At 38.3% G+C, this 19,927-nt stretch carries 17 protein-coding genes; 3 read left to right on the forward strand and 14 right to left on the reverse strand.

Features of this window, described 5'->3' with window-relative positions:
• Positions 1-14 precede the first annotated feature (14 nt).
• The 5 genes from C8P64_RS06020 to C8P64_RS06040 all read right to left on the reverse strand — a co-directional run bounded on the left by C8P64_RS06020 (position 15) and on the right by C8P64_RS06040 (position 3,103).
• The gene (locus tag C8P64_RS06020) at positions 15-980 is read right to left on the reverse strand and encodes a hypothetical protein (protein ID WP_108171115.1); all 966 of its coding nucleotides are present in this window, start codon (positions 978-980) and stop codon (positions 15-17) included.
• A 37-nt stretch (positions 981-1,017) separates the two neighbouring features.
• Entirely contained in the window at positions 1,018-1,515 is a 498-nt protein-coding gene (locus C8P64_RS06025) for a hypothetical protein (RefSeq protein ID WP_146167184.1), read from the reverse strand.
• A gap of 51 nt (positions 1,516-1,566) precedes the next feature.
• Complete coding sequence (locus C8P64_RS06030) at positions 1,567-1,887, reverse strand: antibiotic biosynthesis monooxygenase family protein (protein ID WP_108171117.1); 321 nt, start codon at positions 1,885-1,887, stop codon at positions 1,567-1,569.
• A complete protein-coding gene (locus C8P64_RS06035) occupies positions 1,884-2,507 on the reverse strand; it encodes a class I SAM-dependent DNA methyltransferase (RefSeq protein WP_108171118.1) in 624 nt (207 codons plus the stop codon). The genes C8P64_RS06030 and C8P64_RS06035 overlap by 4 nt, the downstream gene beginning before the upstream one ends.
• A gap of 149 nt (positions 2,508-2,656) precedes the next feature.
• A complete protein-coding gene (locus tag C8P64_RS06040) occupies positions 2,657-3,103 on the reverse strand; it encodes a hypothetical protein (RefSeq protein WP_108171119.1) in 447 nt (148 codons plus the stop codon).
• 239 nt (positions 3,104-3,342) lie between these two features.
• Here C8P64_RS06040 and C8P64_RS06045 point away from each other — a divergent pair, with 239 nt between their 5' ends.
• Complete coding sequence (locus C8P64_RS06045; protein WP_108171120.1) at positions 3,343-3,675, forward strand: single-stranded DNA-binding protein; 333 nt, start codon at positions 3,343-3,345, stop codon at positions 3,673-3,675.
• 51 nt (positions 3,676-3,726) lie between these two features.
• On the opposite strand, the gene C8P64_RS06050 is transcribed toward C8P64_RS06045, so the two are convergent.
• The 7 genes from C8P64_RS06050 to metG form a co-directional block, all read right to left on the reverse strand.
• Complete coding sequence (locus C8P64_RS06050) at positions 3,727-6,501, reverse strand: M16 family metallopeptidase (protein WP_108171121.1); 2,775 nt, start codon at positions 6,499-6,501, stop codon at positions 3,727-3,729.
• A 158-nt stretch (positions 6,502-6,659) separates the two neighbouring features.
• Entirely contained in the window at positions 6,660-7,562 is a 903-nt protein-coding gene (locus C8P64_RS06055; RefSeq protein WP_108171122.1) for a histone deacetylase family protein, read from the reverse strand.
• Between the two features lie 21 nt (positions 7,563-7,583).
• Positions 7,584-7,802: a hypothetical protein gene (locus tag C8P64_RS06060; RefSeq protein WP_108171123.1), complete on the reverse strand. Its 219-nt coding sequence runs from the start codon at positions 7,800-7,802 to the stop codon at positions 7,584-7,586.
• A 48-nt stretch (positions 7,803-7,850) separates the two neighbouring features.
• Positions 7,851-8,462 (reverse strand): hypothetical protein, encoded by a 612-nt coding sequence (locus C8P64_RS06065; RefSeq protein ID WP_146167185.1) that lies wholly within the window; start codon positions 8,460-8,462, stop codon positions 7,851-7,853.
• A 38-nt stretch (positions 8,463-8,500) separates the two neighbouring features.
• A complete protein-coding gene (locus C8P64_RS06070) occupies positions 8,501-10,954 on the reverse strand; it encodes a hypothetical protein (protein ID WP_108171125.1) in 2,454 nt (817 codons plus the stop codon).
• A 213-nt stretch (positions 10,955-11,167) separates the two neighbouring features.
• Positions 11,168-13,579: a hypothetical protein gene (locus C8P64_RS06075; protein ID WP_146167186.1), complete on the reverse strand. Its 2,412-nt coding sequence runs from the start codon at positions 13,577-13,579 to the stop codon at positions 11,168-11,170.
• A 367-nt stretch (positions 13,580-13,946) separates the two neighbouring features.
• Entirely contained in the window at positions 13,947-16,022 is a 2,076-nt protein-coding gene (gene metG / locus C8P64_RS06080; RefSeq protein WP_108171127.1) for a methionine--tRNA ligase, read from the reverse strand.
• A 124-nt stretch (positions 16,023-16,146) separates the two neighbouring features.
• Here metG and C8P64_RS06085 point away from each other — a divergent pair, with 124 nt between their 5' ends.
• Positions 16,147-16,728 carry a hypothetical protein gene (locus C8P64_RS06085; protein WP_108171128.1) on the forward strand — a complete coding sequence of 194 codons (582 nt, stop codon included), beginning with the start codon at positions 16,147-16,149 and terminating at the stop codon, positions 16,726-16,728.
• A 12-nt stretch (positions 16,729-16,740) separates the two neighbouring features.
• Complete coding sequence (locus tag C8P64_RS06090) at positions 16,741-17,100, forward strand: YraN family protein (protein WP_108171129.1); 360 nt, start codon at positions 16,741-16,743, stop codon at positions 17,098-17,100.
• 51 nt (positions 17,101-17,151) lie between these two features.
• On the opposite strand, the gene C8P64_RS06095 is transcribed toward C8P64_RS06090, so the two are convergent.
• Entirely contained in the window at positions 17,152-19,218 is a 2,067-nt protein-coding gene (locus C8P64_RS06095; protein ID WP_108171130.1) for a M13 family metallopeptidase, read from the reverse strand.
• 176 nt (positions 19,219-19,394) lie between these two features.
• Positions 19,395-19,925 carry a nuclear transport factor 2 family protein gene (locus tag C8P64_RS06100; protein WP_108171131.1) on the reverse strand — a complete coding sequence of 177 codons (531 nt, stop codon included), beginning with the start codon at positions 19,923-19,925 and terminating at the stop codon, positions 19,395-19,397.
• Between the last annotated feature and the right edge of the window lie 2 nt (positions 19,926-19,927).

Raw genomic sequence — 19,927 nt, forward strand, 5'->3', positions numbered from 1 at the left:
AGTAAATAAAAAGCTTAATTGAAGATATGAGTCCCATAAATAGGCTCCCACACGTCTTCATAGGTACTTTTGTTATAAGACTGTTTGGGTTCCTGCATTTGAATAAATGGAGACTCATCTTCTTCTCCAGTGGCTACATCAACTTCTACTTCCCATTCGTTATCAGATATTTTTGTTCCGGTAATTTCTCCCTTAGTTACTCGTCGTATGATTTTGTCACTTGCTGAAAAGCCTATTAGAGCATTGGCTTCTTCAAAATTATCTGTATTCAACGTAAATTCTGTCGCTTCGGGATCTACTTCGAAATAGACAATTTTGGTGAGTTCATCATCGGCAACTTGCTCGCTACCTTCATCATGAGTGAGTAATTTAAATACAAGTTTATCTCCCTGTACCACATCAATATCCTTTAAGTTGGAATTAAAGTATGAATTCGCAAATGGAGTTATTTCCAATTCTGAATTTTCGAAAAAGGCATGATAATTCTCTAAACTTTCACTAGCTCCTACTGAAGACCTGATAGATTTTTTAATTATATAAATGCCAGTTTCCTCATCAAGCTCATAGTCTGCCCCTTCTATAATCACGTCATTTATTTGCACGGAAAAGCAACAGTCTTCAGTTCGTTGTTCGGTATCCACAGAAAATTTGAAAATCTCTTCATTGGTATAATAATAACTATGTGTAATAGTGAAATCGGAGGGATTGAAGGTGCTGATTCGTAAAATGTTGCGGTCGTTTTCAGTAATAATGCTATAATCCGGATCTGAAGTTGATAAGGCATTGGTTACCTCTATACCCTGGCCTGAAATTATCTTTCCAATAATATTTTCTCCGGTTTCAATATCTACGATCTTAAACTCAAAAACTGCGGGACCAGAATTACATAATATATCTGAACAATCATTATCATCATTATTACTACAGGACTGCACTACGATTACGGCTAAAAAAAGAAGAAATTTAATTAAGGTTCGCATAAATAGGTATTTCGGTTGATCAATAAGGTTTAAATTATTAGGGTCTGAAAGTTCCTGAATTTTGAATGGCTATGGTTTCAACAATTTCTCCATCTTCTTCTATCGCGGCTTCAACGTCAAAACTTATATTCCATGTATTATTACCAATCTTTTCTCCAGAAATCTCTCCGGACGTAAGCGGTCTGAAATCGGTAAAAATACAAAAACAGGATCGTCGCAAATATGCGCGGCTAATAGTAATGCCTTCATCAATTAGTCGAAAATCCTCAGTTCCTTCCTCCAGCTCGAAGTATAGATATTCATCATACCCACTATCGGCAATATCAGGATCTTCTGCCTTACTAAAATGATATTCAAAAACCAGTTTATTTCCCCGAACGATGTCTACGAAAGTACCAAATTCTAAAGTTTCTATTTCTAATTCTGAATTTCTATGTACAATATACTCTTCATTTATTCCACCCGAATCATCGTCTGAAGTATCACAGGAAATGGCAAAAATCATTAGTGATAAAAGTAAAAATATTCTTTTCATGATGCAACGGGATTTATAGAGTAGATGAGGTTTTCCTTAAAAGGTTGCGTATTAAATTGTTTTAAAATGATAATCGCGTTCTACTTTAGTGATCCTGATATGGTATTGTTCGTACCAATTCTCTCTTCCTGATTTTTGAGCGAGTAAATGTTTGGTATTTTGTTTCCAGGATCTTATGCTTTCCAGGTCTTTCCAGTAGGAAATGCTAATTCCAAGCTTTTGCCTGGCCGATTCAAAACCTAAATAGCCAGGTTGTAGCTTCGCTAGTTCTTCCATTTTATCTGCCATTTCTGAATATCCCTCATGAGTTTTTTTCAAAACGGAAGTAAAAATAACGGCGTAATATGGTGGTTCGGGAGTTTTGGCGATCATGGTTTTTTAAATAATAGGCTGAGTATCCTGGGAGTATGGTTTCCACCTTCATCAAAGCCTTCGTTTAACTTTTCCAGTTGGAAACCGGCAGTGCTTGCAGTTTCCAGGAATTCTGAAATATGGTGGGTATAGGTTTCCAGTTCTAAAATCCCTTCTCCTGCGTCGAACCTGGCTTTAGAGCCAGTATATTGTTTGAAGGGATGAAGTTCTGAGATGAAAAAATATCCACCAGGTTTGAGTTTTGAAAACGCCTGTGCAAAAATAAAGTTCAGGTTCTCAATATGTTCCAGGATCAGGTTGCAGGTAACCAGATCAAAATTATCGGTAGTCCAATCCCAGTCTTTGGTAATATCTGCTTTAAGGAAAACAGTTTTTTCTGTTTTGATCTTTTTCTTGGCGATGTTCAACATTTCTTCTGAGAAATCTACTCCGAGGATTTTCTCTGCCTTTTTTTGCAACCAGATCGTGTTTTTTCCTGTTCCACAACCTAATTCCAATACCGTCTTAAAATTGACTTTATTTAGAATCTCCCTGGTAACCTTTTTATCAAGGTCCCGGGTTTTATTCTGATTAGTGTCATATTGCGAAGACCAGGAATCGTATGCTTTTTCTATACTCATGGTTTACAAGTTCAGAAAATAAATTAAAAAATAACTGGAGCTAATTTAAATAAACTTGCACTTCTTAAGGAAGCTTGCCAGGTTTCAAGATGTTTTAGTCATGAACCTGTTTTTCCTTAACTGGTTAAATCGTTACTTATATCAGGAAATTAATCAATTAAGATAGCGAAGTAATAATCGTCAATTTCCTCAAATTCTCCCAAGGTTATTTGAAGATCAGAAATAATTTTACCAGAACAACATTCAGATCTTTTCGTTTCAGTATCCACGCTCATTTCTAAAACAATGTCTGAATTCACCTGAACGCTCATATCATGATTTCCATCCTGCCAGTTATCTATAAACACGTATAATTGTTCTCCATTACTATTAAATCCTACGTTGGGACCTATAATATTTGATACCTCGATCTTGATATCTTCAGCATCGATCGTTCCATTTTTCAATAAGTTTTCATTGCTTTCTTTATCTATAAATTCTAGTTGAATACCGGGCGAAATACAGTCTACAGTGCTGCAATCAACATCGTCCTCGCTACCACATGATATTAGAAAAAGGCTGGTAAATACCAGGAATAGGTTAGTTAGTCTTTCCATTTTATGGTTTTATATAAGTTTGATATCTTATCTAAGATGCAGTGATCGCATAATAGTTGCGTGAAAAATTAATCAAAATGAGATCCCGGTGATTGTGGCCTGTTAGCCATTTTCAAACGTTTACAAACGCAAGTAAACACATACAAATACTTTACAGACGAATAAAGCCTTCAAAGCCTCACATCTTTGTCCTGTTGAAATGAACTAATGATTTTCAGCTGCAAAAAAATTCTATAGTTATGAGCACTTTAAGAAACACAGTACAATTGATAGGGCATGTAGGTAATGATCCTGAAATCGTAAATCTTGAATCGGGTAAGAAACTGGCTAAATTTTCAGTTGCTACCAATGAGAGTTATAAGAACGCTAAAGGCGAAAAAATCACCGATACGCAATGGCATAATATAGTTGCCTGGGGAAAGACTGCCGAATTGATCGAAAATTACGTTCCTAAGGGTAAAGAAATAGGAATTGAGGGTAAGCTTACCAGCAGAAGCTACGAGGATAAAGAAGGTGTTAAGAGGTATATTACCGAGGTTATTTGTAACGAGGTTTTGCTACTAGGTAAATAATTGAAATTATCATATTAAAAAACCCCCGCTGAAAAGCGGGGGTTTTTATTTTTATTGATCAACTTTATCTTTTTCTTTCTTAATGGTCTTAGGCTTAATTGGATTTCCGTCTACATCGATTTCCACGATCTCGTCGAAATCCAGTTCGTCCATTTTTGAAGCTATCTTGGCCCTGTCACCAATGATGAACCAGTTCACCTTTTCAGGACTCACCATTTTCTTACTAACCTTCTGAATATCCTCAGCACTTAGATTTCTTATTTCAGAATCATAAGTTTTATAATAATCGTCTGGCAGATCATATTTTACCATATTTCTAAGTGAGGCATTAACAGCGGCATTGGTTTCCCACTGTCCCGGAAGTGCCAGCACCTGGTTGGTCTTTACTTTTTCTACCTCTTCTGCCGTTGCCGGACGGGTAGTTACAAACTCAGCGATCTCTTTTCTTAGTTCGGTTACAGATTCAGCCGATTTATCTGTTTGTACCGGAGCATAAACAAGGAAAGGTCTTTCTTCTTTAGTGCCTAATACAAAACCACCTGCACCATAAGCCCAGTGCTTGTCTTCCCTTAGGTTCATGTTGATCCTGGAAGTAAATTCTCCACCAAGGATATTTACCATTTGCTCTACGGCATATTCAGGATTCTCCCCATACTTATCTGTTAAGTGACCGGCGATGATCACAGATTGCTGTGATTCGGGACGGTCCATTAAATAAAGAGTGTTCTTAGTGTCAGTTTTCGGCTTGGTAAATGTAACCTGAGGCACGTCTCCTTTTTTCCATTTTCCAAGGGATTTTTCAAGATACTGCTTCAATTGGTCCATTTCAATATCACCCGTAACCACCAGAGTAGCATTGTTAGGCTTTAACCAGGTGTTATAGAATTTAACAACATCCTCCCTTTTTAGGTTTTCAACCGTCTCTTCATATCCCGAACCTGTTTGAGGGGTGCTATACGGATGATCTTCCCCGTAAAGGTATTTATTCATAACCCTTAGGGCCATGGTGATAGGTTGAGACTTTTCACGTTTTATATCATTCAGCTGGTCTGTTTTTAATCTGTCAAATTCCTTTTGAGGAAAGGAAGGATTCAATACCACATCTGAGAATAATTCTATACTAGCCTCCAGGCTTGGTTTCAAAGTTCTAAGACTTACCGTAGAAACATCCATATCTGAACTCGTGTAAAGATCTGCTCCCAGTAATTGCAATTTCTCACTGATCTCAAGGGAATTTAGATTTTCGGTTCCTTCATCTAAAAGGTTCATCGCTAAGGAAGCTGTTCCAGGGCTGGCCATATAATCTGTTTTGTAACCGGCATCGAACATAAGATCCATAACTATCGTAGGAACTCCTTCACGTTTTGCCAGGACGATCTCCATTCCGTTCTTCAGGGTTGAACGCTGAACATCGGGGAATTTCGAAGGTTTCGCTTCAGCAACCGGAGGAAGGGAAGACCTGTCTACAGAAGTTTCGGTAATGCTATATTCCGGGAATGGTTTTGCGATGAGCGTATGTTTTCCTTTGGTAAGCCATTTTTTTGCCGTAGCCTGAAGATCTTCTACGGTAGCATTTTCAACGAATTGAAGTTTTTTCTTGTAGTAATCTGCGTCACCATGATAGGTTTCATTAGAGGCGAGGATATCTGAAATTCCGCCAAATCCTCCAATTCGCTCCATTCCTTTGATAAAATCAGCGAAATATTCCGCTTTTACTCTCTTCAGTTCAGCTTCGGTTGGGCCTTCGGCAATGAATTTATTTATTTCTGAAAGCATTTCAGTTTCTACCTTCTCGATATCTACGCCCGGCTTCACGTTCGCCTGTGCAATAAACCTGCTGGCGATCTCTGAAGAAGCCTGGTAAGCACCTGCGCTGCTGGCGATCTGGTTTTCATAGACCAGGTTCTTATATAAACGGGAATTTTTACCGCTGCTTAGGATCGCGGAAATAAGGTCAAAATGAAGATCTTCTTTTGAACCAAACTCCGGGCTGTTCCAGGTGTATACCACACGAGCTTCCGGAACACGGTCTTCATAAACCTGGTAAGTATCTGTTGGATGCTCAGGAATATTTCTTTCCTGTCTTTCGATGGTTGGCCCCGCAGGAATATCTCCAAAGTACTTTAAAACCTTTTTGTGAGCCTCTTCCGGAGTAATATCACCGGCGATGGCAACAACCGCGTTGTTAGGCCCGTAATACGATTCGAACCATTCTTTTACATCTTCTACCGTGGCTGCATTTAGATCTTCCATTTCCCCAATCACGGTCCAGGAATATGGATGCCCTTTTGGATACATGGCCTTGGTAAGATAATTCCACTGTTGCCCGTATGGCTGATTTTCTCCCTGGCGCTTTTCGTTTTGCACCACTCCGCGTTGTTCGTCAAGCAACTCCTGACTTATCACTCCCTTGAAATGACCCATTCGGTCTGATTCCAGGAATAGAACCTGGTCCAGTGCTGCTACAGGTACATTCTGAAAATAATTGGTTCTGTCTGTATTGGTAGTTCCGTTCACATCGGTTCCTCCAATTCTTTCAATCGCCTGGAAGTAGTCGTCTTTAAAGTTTTCACTACCGTTGAACATGAGGTGTTCAAATAAATGTGCAAAACCACTCTTGCCGGGTTTTTCATTTTTTGAGCCTACATGATACCAAACGTTCACGGCTACAATTGGAGCTTTATGGTCTTCATGAACTAAAAGTGTCAACCCATTGGGAAGGACAAATTTTTCATAGTCGATATTGATATCGTCTGCCTTAAAAGTTTGAGCCTGTGATGAACCTATAATGAATAGGCAGGCCATTAGAAATAGGAATCTTTTCATAATGAATTAATGATTAAAATTGATTAATTGGTAAGTAGGGCTCCTAAATATAGAAATTAAAATATTATCATTCAGCCGGTTGAATTGAAATTACGCGTTTTTGAAGCGAACAAGCCGGCAAAATTGATAATTCTGCCACGGTTTAGTGTGTAGAAAATCTAAAAATAGATCTGCTGGGCGAGTCTATAGGTATTGGCGTGTGCATCGATGATGAGTTTGATGTCTTTGGAATATCCGCCGCCCATACTACATTCCACCGGAATTCCCAGGTCATGGCAGGTTTGCAGCACATAGCGGTCTCTTTCCTTACATCCTGAAATTGAGCAGGAAAGTCTCCCCAGTTTATCAGTTTCGAGAATATCTACGCCACAGAGATAAAAAATAAACTCCGGCTCGGTTCTTTCGATAAGATCGGGTAGGGTAGACTTCAACTTTTTGAGATACTCTGCATCACCAGTGCCGTCTGCCAGTTCAATGTCCAAGTCAGATTTCTCTTTTCTAAAGGGATAGTTTCCTTTCCCGTGCATTGAAAAAGTAAAAACCGAATCATCATTCTGAAAGATCTCTGCGGTGCCATTTCCCTGGTGCACATCAAGATCTACGATCAGTATCTTTTTTGCGAGGCCTTTTGCCTGAAGATATCTCGCTCCTATAGCCTGATCGTTTAGCAAACAGAAAGCCTCAGCGCGGTTGGTATAGGCATGATGTGTACCGCCGGCGATATTCATGGAAATTCCATTTTCCAAAGCAAAATGACAGGCTTTTAGAGTGCCATCGGCAATGATCTGCTCGCGATCTACCAATTCCTGCGATAAAGGAAACCCGGAAACGCGAATCTCCTTTTTGGTTAATTCAAGATTCTTTAATCGTTTTACATATTCTGCCGCGTGAACTTTTAGGATATGAGATTCCTCCGCAAAGTCCGGCTCAAAGAAATTATCCTCCTCACAAGTCCCTTCATGCAAAAGCTGTTTTGGCAGCAGGTCATACTTCTCCATAGGGAAGCGATGTCCTTCTGGTAACGGATGTTTATAGATATGATGATTGGCTATTTTAAGCATTAGCCAAATGTAACAAACCTGCTAATTAACTGAAATAGATTTCACATCATAGATCAGATCACCACCTGCGGTAAACCCTTCGATAATTAATTTGAAATCGACCTCGGGCCTGGCAAATTCGATAGCAATATTTTCTCCTTTTCTCGCGATGAGATCGCTTTTCCAGTCGATGACGCCATATTGTTGAAAGAATTCGTCATTGGTATTTGTATATTTTGGAACGTAAAATTCTTTTTTCACGGCATAAGAAACCGGGAATTCAAATTTTTGAAGCCTGTTCCTGGTAGGTTAATTTTCTGTTTCGAATGAATTTGTATACTGGCTAAAAGCTAGATCTTTTATTTGACCATCACTTTTTCTAAGTTTTACATTACATATTTCGTTGTTTGTGCTATTTCTGAAAAAAAAGAAATATTCGTTATTCTCTAAGGGTTGAACAGATTTCTCCCCACAATTCCATTCCATTTCAATTTCAGAATATTCTTTAAAAGGTACCTGACCTACAAAAACCGTGAAACAGTAATCCTCTTCCTCAGGAAAATTATCCGTCTTTTTCTCATTGAGTAAAATAAAACAATGGTTCTTATGAAACATTGATTTGGAACCATTTCCATTTAATTTCGCATAACTTATAAGATTGCTGTTTCCTTCCAGAAATCCGTAATAATGATCTTGATTTAACTTGTATATAAGCCCGGTATAGCTAGAATCAATCTTTTTACTTAAAACCAAGTCAATATCCTTTATTTCATTTGGACTTGTTTTCTGTGAATGAAATCTATAAAGAATGGCTTCATATTTTTCATCGGTGTATTGACCTTTCTCATTACAACCCATGAAAGCCATAAAAATTAATATTATAATTCCCCGGAATAGGCTATTACTGTTTCTGAAATTCATAAAGTAATTTTTAGTTGGTTTTTTGAAATATTTAGATGTTAATTAACTGAAATAGATTTCACATCATAGATCAGATCACCACTTGCGGTAAACCCTTCAATAATTAATTTGAAATCAACCTCTGGTTTGGCAAATTCAATAGCGATATTTTCTCCCTTCCCGGCCATAAGATCACTTTTCCAGTCGATGACGCCATACTCTTGAAAAAATGTGTCTTTTTTATTGGAGTACTGAGGCACATAAAATTTCTTTTTTGAGGCATATGCTACAGGAAATTCAAACTCCTGTAATCGGTTGCGGTAGTTCCTATTGAAACTGACATCAAAATCTGAATAAATTTTGATACTTCCCCTAGATCCAATAAACCCATTACCCATCCCAGTTCGATTAATTTCAATATAGTCTATATTAGAAAGAGGGTATTGGTATAGCATTCCCTTATTAAAAAGAGGCATACCGTCCATGAATATAGCCAGGCCTCGAGATTCTTCAATACCCGAAGTATCTGCGGTACCAGTAAAGGTTTCATCAAATCCTGCATCTGGTGTTCCAGCAGATTCAGAGGATTGTTGCGATAAGCTTGTTTCTACAACGAATTGGTCTGGAGATTCGCTAACTCGTAAACCTTGAGCAATTAAATAACCTGCAAGAGTATTAAACATCATCTTTTCCTCGTCATCCAGAACGTCAACTTTTCCCCAGGCGTGATTACTCAATTTCCTTTCCCGTGCAATTATTTTATCTATTTTGGTCTCGATCAATACTTCATCCAGTTGTTCTAAACCTTTAGCAAAGTCATTGAAATAAGAAAAGCCGGGATCTAATTTTTCAGAAAATAAATGTGATTTCTGCACCAATCCCTTTGCATCATGCTTTAATTCCTCAATATGGTTTGGATAGAATTGAACCGCAATGCCAGCAGGTGCTAGCGCATCCTTTCTTCTGACTTTAGAAATAAAAAGCTTCTCTTCTTCCATTGGGATCACTTCTTCAACCATAAAAGAATCTTTGCCTGCTGGCAGGTCAATGTAGGTAGGAGGATTTGTACTGGAAGCATGAATCAGGAATCTTCTGTCTTTATCATTATCCCCGTTAGCACGGGCTGTGAGATGTACATATTTTTCGAATTGGTATTTCGGAAATTTATTAACCTTCATGAAGATCTCTGTCCAGTCATAACTACTCCAGCCCTGTGTGAGGAGTAATAAATCGAGAGCAGTTTTTTTCTCACTATCAATATCCCGAAAATACCAGCTGGCATCTTCAATAGTTCCATTTACAAAAGGTTGTAACATCATGTATGAAATGATATTATGATTCCTGTGATCTGAAATGGTATTTTCCGGTAAAATAGATACACTCAAAAAAGTACTATCGGCGAGTTTTTTAGTAGGTATCGTCAATCGAAGAGAATCGTTTTGATCTACAAATATTGGTTTCTCAAGCTCCTCTACTTTTAAGTCATTATAATTGAAAAATAATCGCTCCGCCACCGGTCTCTTGTTCTTGTCGAACAAGGTGATAATATTTATTCCAGAATTTAAATCAGTATAAGGGACCTCTAAGCTCATGGCTTTTTCATCGTTAAAAGTTACCTGATAGGTAATAGCCTTTCCCGGATTTTGTATGGATAATATAAAAGGATCTTTTCCGAAATTCTCTATAGTTTCTGAATTGGTTTTTAAGACTATCTCTACAGCATTTTCTTTATTCACAGTAGCTATTAGAATGCCCTGGTCTTCGATCTCAGTGTCAATAATTTCAGTGAAATTCCGGCCTTTGTAATTTATTAGTGCAACATATTCTTCCTCTATTTTTGGGGTAAAAGAGATACTGCCAATACCAAACCGATTCAATTTCGTTTCTCCTATAATGCGATTTTTTTTATCCTTTATTTGAACACTGGCATCAGATAAACCGTAGCCTAGACTATCTTTTATTGCAATTCCCAGGTTATTTACTGTATTCTTTAATAAATGTCCGCTTTCAGATAAGAATTGTGCATCAATTTTATGCAGATTATCAATCTTCTTCTCTTCAAAACCTAAATTGCTTTCAATAACTTGAATCTTTTCAGTGAAAAAATATTGCTGCTTGAAATTACGCATCCAATTGGTAAAAGCGACGATGGAGTAAGTTCCATTGGTAAAGGTAGAGTCTATATCGAAAGTATCTGCACCAGTACCCCGATCTATCAAAAGCATTTTTTCCTTTATCACAACATCGTTAGAGTCTTTAACCTGTACATACAAATTGGTAGTTTCCAGCGAAGGCTTAAAATCTTTTTGAAGCATCACATAAGCCGATATTCCCAGCTGTTCACCTTGCAAAAGAATTGATTTGTTAAGATGCAGATAAGCAATTTCCTTTGGGGTGGAATGGTAATCCAAAAGTTTATTTAATACCTCCCTTTGATAATTCTGGCCTGCAGCATTTTGAAAGTTGAAAATTAAAAACAATAGGAGTAAAGCAGGGGAGTATTTACGAATCATAAAGTCGTTTTTAATAATGGTAAAATATGAAAATATCAGTATAATTAACGGTTACTTATAAAAAAACCTCCGAAGTTTCTATCTTATTAAAGTTTCGGAGGTTTTATAATATATATTGAAATTAATTTATTGTAGTTCCGAGCTTTACTCCATCTTCATCCGAATCTACAAAAACCAGTTTTCCTTAAGCCTTAACCTAAAGTAATAATCCTGCTAATTAATTGAAATAGATCTCACCTCATTGATGAGATCACCACCTGCGGTAAAACCTTCAATAATTAATTTGAAATCGACCTTTGGTTTGGCAAATTCGATAGCAATATTTTCTCCGATACCGGCGATGAGATCGCTTTTCCAATCGATGACTCCGTATTGCTGAAAGAATTCGTCATTAGTATTTGTATATTTTGGAACGTAAAATTCTTTTTGTACAGCATAAGCAACCGGAAATTCAAATTTCTGGATTCTGTTCTTCGTAGAAACTTTGTCTGGACTAAGATCAAAATCTGAATGGATTTTAATTGTTCCGGCACTACCCATGAAACCTTCTCCCATCCCAGACTTATTTATTTCGATGTAATCTATTGTAGATAAAGGATAACGATAAAACATGGTAGTATCAAAAATGGGGACACCGTCCAGATAAATAGTTACTGGGGAACCTGTTCCGGAAAATCCATCACCGCCGCCACCTATGGCTAAACTGCTTACTACTTTAAACGCCAGAGGGGATTCTGTGACTCTAAATCCTTGCGAAATTAGATAGTTACCTAGAAATTGGAACATGTTTTTATCTTCCTCACTCAGGACATCTACTTTACTATGGGCAGATTTGCTTAGACTTCGTTCCCGGACCAGGATTGGGTCTACTTTGGTTTCTAGTAAAACTTCTTCCAGCTGTTCGATTCCTTTTCCAAAATCGTTAAATTGAAAAAATACAGGATCTGGTTTTACAGAATATAAATGTGACCATGGGGCAAGACTTTCACCTGAATGTTTAAAATCCTCAATATGATTGGGAAAGAATTGCACGGAAAGACCGGCCGGAGTGAGCTTGTCATTGTTTTTTACCCTGGAAATAAAAAGATTCTCTCCTTCCAGGGGCTTAATACCTTCAAAGATAAAGGCATCCTTACCTTCAGGTACCTCTACAAAAGTAGGGGCATTCGTAGAGGAGGCATGAATCAAAAATCTTTGCTCTTTATCCCGGTTATTATTTATGTTCGCCTTTAGATCTATATAATTCTCGAATCCATAATTCAGTTCCCTGGATCCTTCAAAAATGTTTCTCCAGTTATAACTGCTCCATCCCTGGGTTAATAATAAATTATCCAGAGCTTCTTTTTTAGTCCCATCAATATCTTTAAAATACCAGGAAGCATTTTCGACTGTTCCTTTTAAGTGTGGTTGTAGCATCAGGTAAGAAATGATATTGTGGTTTCGCTTATCTGAAATGGTTTTTTCCGGTAAAATGGAAACACTTAAGAAGGTACTGTCAGCGATCTTACCTGTGGGTAGACTTAATTGAATGGAATCTTTTCTATCCTGAACAATCGGTTTATCCAGTTCTACGATGGGTAGGTTTTTATGATTGAAGATCAATCTTTCGGCTAAAGGCTTTTTATCACTATTAAATAGGGTAATGATATTGATACCTGAATTTAATTCCTTGTATGGAACAGGAACTAACACCGATGTAGCGTTATTAAAGTCAATTTGGTAAGCAATTACCTTATTAGGATTCTGAATTGTTAAAATAAAAGGAGTGCCTTCAATAGATTTCTGTGTCTCCAGGTTTGTATTTAAAGTTACCTGCAATTCATTTTCCTGATTATTGGTGTTAATGGTCACTCCGCGCCTTTCTATCTTTGTGGAAATTTTTTGAGAAAACTCCCGGCCTTTAAAATTGATAAGTGCCGTGTATTGCTCTGAAACATCAGGGATTAAAGAAACCTTCCCAATTCCTAATTGATTAAGCCTGGTGTAAGCCACCATTTTATTGTCCTGATTCAAAATTCTAACATTGGCTTTGGAAAGTCCGTAACCCAGGCTATCCTTGATAATAATGCCTAGATTATTAACCACATTATTCAATAAATGACCACTTTCAGGCAGAAATTGCGCATCTAATTTTTGAAGCTTATCGACCTTTTTTTCTTTATAATCAGAGTCAGATTCCAGGATCTGAATTTTTTCTGTAAAGAAATTTTGCTGGTCAAAATTGCGCATCCAATTCGTAAAGGCGGTGATCGAGTAAGTTCCTTTGGAAAAGGTGGAATCGATATCGAAGGTGTTGGAAGCAGTACCATTCTCTACTAGCAACATTTTTTCCTTAACCACTTTATCATTCGAATCCTTGACCTGTACATATAAGTTAGTCGTTTTCAAGGAAGGTTTGAGGTCCTGCTGATTGATGATATAAGCTGAAAATCCCAACTGTTCCCCCTGTAATAATATGGATTTGTTTAAATGTAGGTAGGCAGTTTCTTTTGGTGTAGATTGAAATTCGATGAGCTTTTCCTGAATTTCCTTAGAAGTATCCTGTGCGTTGATTGATTGGTGAAATGAGAGCCTGAAAATAAATAGAATTAACAGTAAGGGTTTTGCGAGTAGTAGTTTTTTCAAAATGATTGGTTTTGGCTGTGTTAGGTTTTTCGATAAACACAAATAACCTGCCAAAATTAACGGTTGCCCCTAAAAAATAAGATTGATTGTTATTTTCTAATGGCAGAAATCTTTTAATATTTATGTTCTATTAATTGATTTTCAGTTGTTTGTATTTAATTATTTCTAACTGATTTAATCTCAATAATTTTAATAAAAATGGTTTTTCAGATGCATCGATTTCATAAAGAAATGATGAATTGATAGTTGAGCAATTATTTAAAAATGAAAAAACCTGTCCTTTTGAGCAAAGTCAAAAAAGACAGGTTTTATCCTAAATATTTAGTGTTTGATCACATTTCAAATAGGCTCAATGTGACGGGAAGATCTAATTTATCGTAGTTCCGCTTTTTACGCCGTCTTCATCCGGATTCACAAATACCAGTTTTCCTTCCGCGTTTTCGGTCATTAAGATCATTCCCTCACTTTCTACTCCGCGTAATTTTCTTGGAGCAAGGTTTACCAGTACGGTCACTTTTTTGCCAATGATATCTTCAGCTTTAAAATGCTCGGCTATCCCTGAAACAACAGTTCTTTTATCTATTCCGGTATCCACCTTTAAAACCATTAATTTCTTGGTTTTTGGCATTTTTTCAGCTTCGATGATGGTTCCTACGCGAAGATCCATTTTGGTGAAATCTTCAAAAGTAGCGATCTCTTTCTGAGGTTCTGCTTTTTGATCTTTCATGGCATTTGCAGTTTTCGTTGCTTCTAATTTTTCCAGTTGTTTCTCCATTTGTTCATCCTCGATCTTGCTGAATAATAATTCGGCTTTTCCAATTTGATGCCCTGCAGGAATTAATGCTTCCTTGGTTCCGATAATATCCCAGTCTGGTGTATTATCTGAATTCTCATCTACATGATTCAGCATCTTTTTTAGTTTGGCTGAGGTAAATGGTAAGAAAGGTTCGCTGATGATAGATAGGGCAGAAGCGATCTGAAGTGCTACATACATAATGGTTTTTACCCTTTCCTCATCGGTCTTGATCAATTTCCATGGTTCTTCATCAGCAAGATATTTATTACCAAGCCTGGCCAGGTTCATCAATTCTCCCTGGGCTTCTCTAAACCTGTATCTTTCGATGGAACTTGCGATAACCGAAGGATATGCCTTTAGTTCAGCAACGGTCTTTTCATCAACTTCAGAATAGGTTCCCGGTTCTGGAACAATCCCGTTGTAATATTTATTGGTTAGAACCACCACCCGGTTAATGAAGTTTCCGAAGATGGCTACCAGTTCATTGTTGTTTCTTGCCTGGAAATCTTTCCAGGTAAAATCATTGTCCTTAGTTTCAGGTGCGTTTGCAGTTAAAACATATCTAAGCACATCCTGCTGGTCTGGAAAATCTTCCAGATATTCATGAAGCCAAACCGCCCAGTTCTTGGAAGTTGAAAGTTTCTTTCCTTCAAGGTTCAGGAACTCGTTAGCAGGAACATTTTCCGGAAGTATGAATTCGCCGTGAGCTTTTAACATCACCGGGAAAATGATACAATGGAAAACGATATTATCCTTCCCAATGAAATGTACCAGTTTGGTGTTTTCGTCTTTCCAGTATGGCTCCCAGTCCTTGCCTTCTCTTTCAGCCCATTCTTTGGTAGAAGAAATATAACCTATAGGCGCATCGAACCAAACGTAAAGAACTTTACCATCGCCGCCTTCAACAGGAACGGGAATTCCCCAATCCAGGTCACGGGTTACCGCACGGGCACGCAGCCCATCGTCTATCCATGATTTCACCTGTCCGTAAACATTCGATTTCCAGTCGGCTTTATGCCCTTTAAGTATCCATTCTTTCAGGAAATCCTCATATTGATCTAAAGGAAGAAACCAGTGACGGGTTTCCTTTAAAGTTGGAACTGCGCCGGTAATGGCAGATTTTGGATTTATAAGATCTGTTGCGTTCAGGGAAGTCCCGCAGCTTTCACACTGGTCTCCATAAGCTTCTTCGTTACCACATTTAGGGCAGGTCCCGGTTACAAATCTATCGGCCAGGAATTGTCCTGCTTCCTCATCATAAAGCTGCTTGGTGGTCTCCTCAATGAATTTACCATCTTCATACATTTTTTTGAAAAATGCCGAAGCGGTATCATGGTGGGTTTTTCCGGAAGTACGCGAGTAATTGTCAAAGCTTACTCCAAAATCTTCAAAGGATTTTTTAATGATCCCGTTGTATTTATCAACTACATCCTGCGGAGTTACCCCTTCTTTTTTTGCTTTTATGGTAATAGGCACTCCATGCTCATCACTACCGCAAACAAAGGCCACATCGTGCCCCTGCATTCGAAGAAAACGGGAATAAATATCTGCCGGAACATAAACACCGGCTAAATGTCCAATATGAATAGGCCCGTTGGTATAAGGTAAGGCCGCTGTAATCGTAAATCTCTGAGGATTTTTGTTCATTATTCTATGTCCTTTTTTAAGAGCCGTAAAGTTAAGCAAAGACGTTCGATTACGCGTTAAATTCTTGCAAAAGGCAAATGAGCTCATCAATAACTTTCTACTTTTACCTTAAATAAAAATTGAAATGCGTAAAATAATCCTGATCGTTGCCGTGATATTTATGGCTGCCTGTAATTCTGCAAAAAAAGGAACTTCTGCTGGTACGGCAAAGTATACCGTGGAAAATCTTGGTAAGATGAGTGCTGCCGATATTCAGAAGAATTATCCCGATGCAAATATCGAACAGGGAACAGATATGTTTGAAGAAGGAACAGACGAGCGACCTTTCACTATTCTTTATCCGGGAACTGAAAATGAATTACATATCACCTGGCAGGATAAGAACAGGACTGAAATTCATGACCTTCGATTTTCGAATAAGGGAAAATGGAATTCTGAAACCGGAGTAGTTATTGGAACTACCTATGAGGAACTGAACAAAATGAACGGGAAAAAAGTTTCATTTTATGGTTTTGGCTGGGATTACAGCGGTGCTGTAGACTGGAATGGAGGTAAACTTGAAAAAAGCGGGTTAAGGGTTTTCCTGACTCCTACAAAAGAACCTTCTAATAAATTTTACGGAGATAAGATCATTGAAGCTACACCCGAAGAGATCGAAGAACTCGATCTAAAAGTAGGCTCGATAATGATCAATTACGCGATCTAGAACTAAAAAATCATGGCAGATCACAACGAACTTGGAAGAAAAGGGGAGGACCTTGCCGTGGAATATCTACTTCTCAAGGAATTCGAAATTCTGGAAAGAAACTATAGATACCAGAAGGCTGAAATAGATATTATTGCCAAAAGGGGGAATACGCTTATCGCTGCTGAGGTGAAGACCAGGAGTACTCCAGAATTCGGGAATCCGCAGGATTTCGTAAAACCCAAACAAATTCAGCAGTTGGTTAAGGCCATGAACTATTACGTTGAAGAATCTGGCCTGGATGTAGATGTAAGATTCGATATTATCGCCATTGTAAAGAATAAAGCAGGACAAAAAATTGAGCATATTCAGGATGCATTCCTGTATTTCTAGAAACAAAAAAAGGCCGGTTTTTAACCGGCCTTTTTTTATCATTTCTGGTAATTACCATATCCTAACTCTTTCTTCAGGCTTCACATACATTGGATCACCTTCTTTAATCACGAAAGCGTCATACCATGCATCGATATTCTGAAGCGGTACATAAGCTCTGTACATTCCAGGAGAATGTGAGTCTGTCTTGATCCTGTTTCTCAAGGCTTCTTCTCTCATTTTTGTTCTCCATACGGTTGCCCATGAAAGGAAGAAACGTTGCTCTGGAGTAAATCCATCGATCTCACCAGGATTTCCATTTTCATTTAAGTGGATCTGCAGACCATCATAAGCGGCATTCACACCACCAAGATCTCCAATATTTTCACCTAAGGTGAATTTACCGTTGATGTAAACACTATCTAATACTTCAATTGCGCTGTACTGCTCGGCAAGTTCACTACCAAGTCCTTCAAACTGCTCAAGATCTTTCTCTGTCCACCAGTTGTTCAGGTTTCCTTCAGCGTCGAAACGAGCACCACTATCATCGAATCCGTGAGAGATCTCATGACCAATTACGGCTCCAATTCCACCATAATTTACAGCGGCATCAGCTTTATAATCATAGAAAGGTGGCTGCAGGATAGCTGCCGGGAATACGATCTCGTTGTAACGAGGATTGTAATACGCGTTCACAGTTTGCGGAGACATAAACCACTCGGTCTTATCTACCGGCTCACCAAGATCTGCCATATTTTCGGCTACTCTCCATTTCTGTGCGTTCAGCATGTTCTGGAAATAAGAACCACCTTCTTCAGGGCTCTGTATCTCAAGTTCGCTATAATCTTTCCAGGTATCAGGATAACCTATTTTCACATTGAAAGTACCAAGTTTTTCTAGGGCTTTTTTCTTAGTATCTTCGCTCATCCAGCTTAGGTTATTGATCCTGTTCTCGTAAGCTTTTAGAATATTGTCCACCATTTCTTTAGCGGTTTCCTTAGCTTGTGGAGGGAAGTGCTTTTCTACATAAAGCTTACCAAGAGCTTCACCAAGAACACCATTAATGGTGCTTAAAGCTCTTTCATTACGAGGTCTTTGTTCTTTAGCTCCACGAAGGGTCTTACTATAGAATTCCCATGATTCTTTTTCAAGATCTGTAGAAAGTGAAGAAGCCGCGCTGTTGAAAAGGTCCCATTTAAGGTATGTTTTCCAGTCTTCAACAGAATTTTCAGCAAGAAGGTCCTGCAGAGCTTTCATATATTCTGGCTGTGAAACGATGATCGTATCAAGATCTTTCGCTCCGATTCCTTCAAAATATGAATTCCATTGCATGGCCGGAGTGATCTTTTGTAATTCTGCAACCGTCATTGGGTTGTAAGTTTTACGCGCATCACGACGCTCTACTTTATCCAGTCTAGGCTCAGCCAGTCTTGTTTCAAAAGCAAGAATGGTCTCAGCCGCTTTTTTAGCATCTGCTTCGGTATAGTCTAAATACTGAAGCATATCTGTGATGTATTCCTTATACTTTTTTCTGGTGTCTTTAGAATCGGCATCGTCCAGCAGGTAATAATCTCTTTCTGGAAGCCCCAATCCTGAAGGGTTAAGATATGCAGCATTCATGTCTGAATTTTTGCTGTCTGCCCCAACTCCAAAAGAGAAAAATCCGGCACTACCGTATTCGCTCATTTCTACAAGAAAAGCCTGAAGATCTTCTTTAGACTGGATCTTGTCAATCTTAGCCAGGTAAGGTTTTACAGGTTCAACGCCCTGCTTATTTCTTGTAACGGTGTCCATTATGCTTTTGTAAAGAAATACCGCTTTCCCCTGGTCTGTAGAACCGTCAAGGCTATCGCTTTCAGCAGTTTTTTCTAAAAGCGCAAGGGCATCTTCATCTGTTCTCTGGCGTAATTCATCAAAACTTCCCCATCTTGTACGGTCGTTCGGGATCTCTGTGCTGTCCAGCCAGGCTCCGTTCACATAGCGGAAAAAGTCTTCTTGAGGTGTAGTGGTAGTATCCATGTAGGCAAGGTTAATCCCATGGATCTCTTCTTTCTCTTCTACTTTCTTATCGTCGTTACAAGCCGTTAAAAGACCTGCTCCAAGTGCAGAAACAAAGAGAATTCTGTTTATTTTTTTCATTGTTTTATATAATTGTTAGAAAATAAAGTCGCTAAAGTAAAAAATTGGCTAAAAAATCAAAGTTATTTTTGCTCGAATTTGAGCTGTAAGAACCTGTTTCTCAAAAAATGAGAAGACATATGCGTAGCTTGAAAATCGCTTTTCAAATCAAAAAAAGATGGTTGAGGGAAGTAAGATTAATTGTTCTTAAGCTTTTGGGTAAGATCCTTATCGAACTCTTGTTTCATCTTCGTGATCTCATCCACATTTTCATTGGGAATCGCGATAGAGAGCACATAATGATGAATTTTCCATTTACTGTTTTCTTTCACAACAATTCCAGATCCACGGCATAACCCCATATGGGTGTCGAGTAATTCGTCGAACCAGGCAACCCTTAGGTTTTCATGAACATAGATATTTCGTTCTACCGGAGTGAAGCTCCAGGCTTTACCGGCGTCGAAGTAAGGTTTGGCGAATTTTTTGAATTCCGGAAGGTTCCAGTTCTCGGTAGCATCGGTGCCAATAAAGACGGCATCATTGGTCATAAGATCGAAGTAATCTTTAAAATCTGCTTCTGCAGCAGCTTCATGCCATTTATCAACAGTTTTGGTCACTCTTTTCTTTACGGCTTCGATATTTTGTTCGGTGTTCTTAACCTGAGCCTGTATTCCTGAAACTGAAAAAAGAAGAAAAGTGAAAACGACTAAAATTGTTGATCTATTCATTG

It is taken from the genome of Christiangramia gaetbulicola (assembly GCF_003054225.1).
Lineage (GTDB): Bacteria > Bacteroidota > Bacteroidia > Flavobacteriales > Flavobacteriaceae > Christiangramia > Christiangramia gaetbulicola.

Excerpts from the sequence above, each read along its gene's own strand:
- C8P64_RS06020 (WP_108171115.1), bottom strand. The coding sequence starts at position 980 with ATGCGAACCTTAATTAAATTTCTTCTTTTTTTAGCCGTAATCGTAGTG.
- C8P64_RS06025 (WP_146167184.1), bottom strand. The coding sequence starts at position 1,515 with ATGAAAAGAATATTTTTACTTTTATCACTAATGATTTTTGCCATTTCC.
- C8P64_RS06030 (WP_108171117.1), bottom strand. The coding sequence starts at position 1,887 with ATGATCGCCAAAACTCCCGAACCACCATATTACGCCGTTATTTTTACT.
- C8P64_RS06035 (WP_108171118.1), bottom strand. The coding sequence starts at position 2,507 with ATGAGTATAGAAAAAGCATACGATTCCTGGTCTTCGCAATATGACACT.
- C8P64_RS06040 (WP_108171119.1), bottom strand. The coding sequence starts at position 3,103 with ATGGAAAGACTAACTAACCTATTCCTGGTATTTACCAGCCTTTTTCTA.
- C8P64_RS06045 (WP_108171120.1), top strand. The coding sequence starts at position 3,343 with ATGAGCACTTTAAGAAACACAGTACAATTGATAGGGCATGTAGGTAAT.
- C8P64_RS06050 (WP_108171121.1), bottom strand. The coding sequence starts at position 6,501 with ATGAAAAGATTCCTATTTCTAATGGCCTGCCTATTCATTATAGGTTCA.
- C8P64_RS06055 (WP_108171122.1), bottom strand. The coding sequence starts at position 7,562 with ATGCTTAAAATAGCCAATCATCATATCTATAAACATCCGTTACCAGAA.
- C8P64_RS06065 (WP_146167185.1), bottom strand. The coding sequence starts at position 8,462 with ATGAATTTCAGAAACAGTAATAGCCTATTCCGGGGAATTATAATATTA.
- C8P64_RS06070 (WP_108171125.1), bottom strand. The coding sequence starts at position 10,954 with ATGATTCGTAAATACTCCCCTGCTTTACTCCTATTGTTTTTAATTTTC.
- metG (WP_108171127.1), bottom strand. The coding sequence starts at position 16,022 with ATGAACAAAAATCCTCAGAGATTTACGATTACAGCGGCCTTACCTTAT.
- C8P64_RS06085 (WP_108171128.1), top strand. The coding sequence starts at position 16,147 with ATGCGTAAAATAATCCTGATCGTTGCCGTGATATTTATGGCTGCCTGT.
- C8P64_RS06090 (WP_108171129.1), top strand. The coding sequence starts at position 16,741 with ATGGCAGATCACAACGAACTTGGAAGAAAAGGGGAGGACCTTGCCGTG.
- C8P64_RS06095 (WP_108171130.1), bottom strand. The coding sequence starts at position 19,218 with ATGAAAAAAATAAACAGAATTCTCTTTGTTTCTGCACTTGGAGCAGGT.
- C8P64_RS06100 (WP_108171131.1), bottom strand. The coding sequence starts at position 19,925 with ATGAATAGATCAACAATTTTAGTCGTTTTCACTTTTCTTCTTTTTTCA.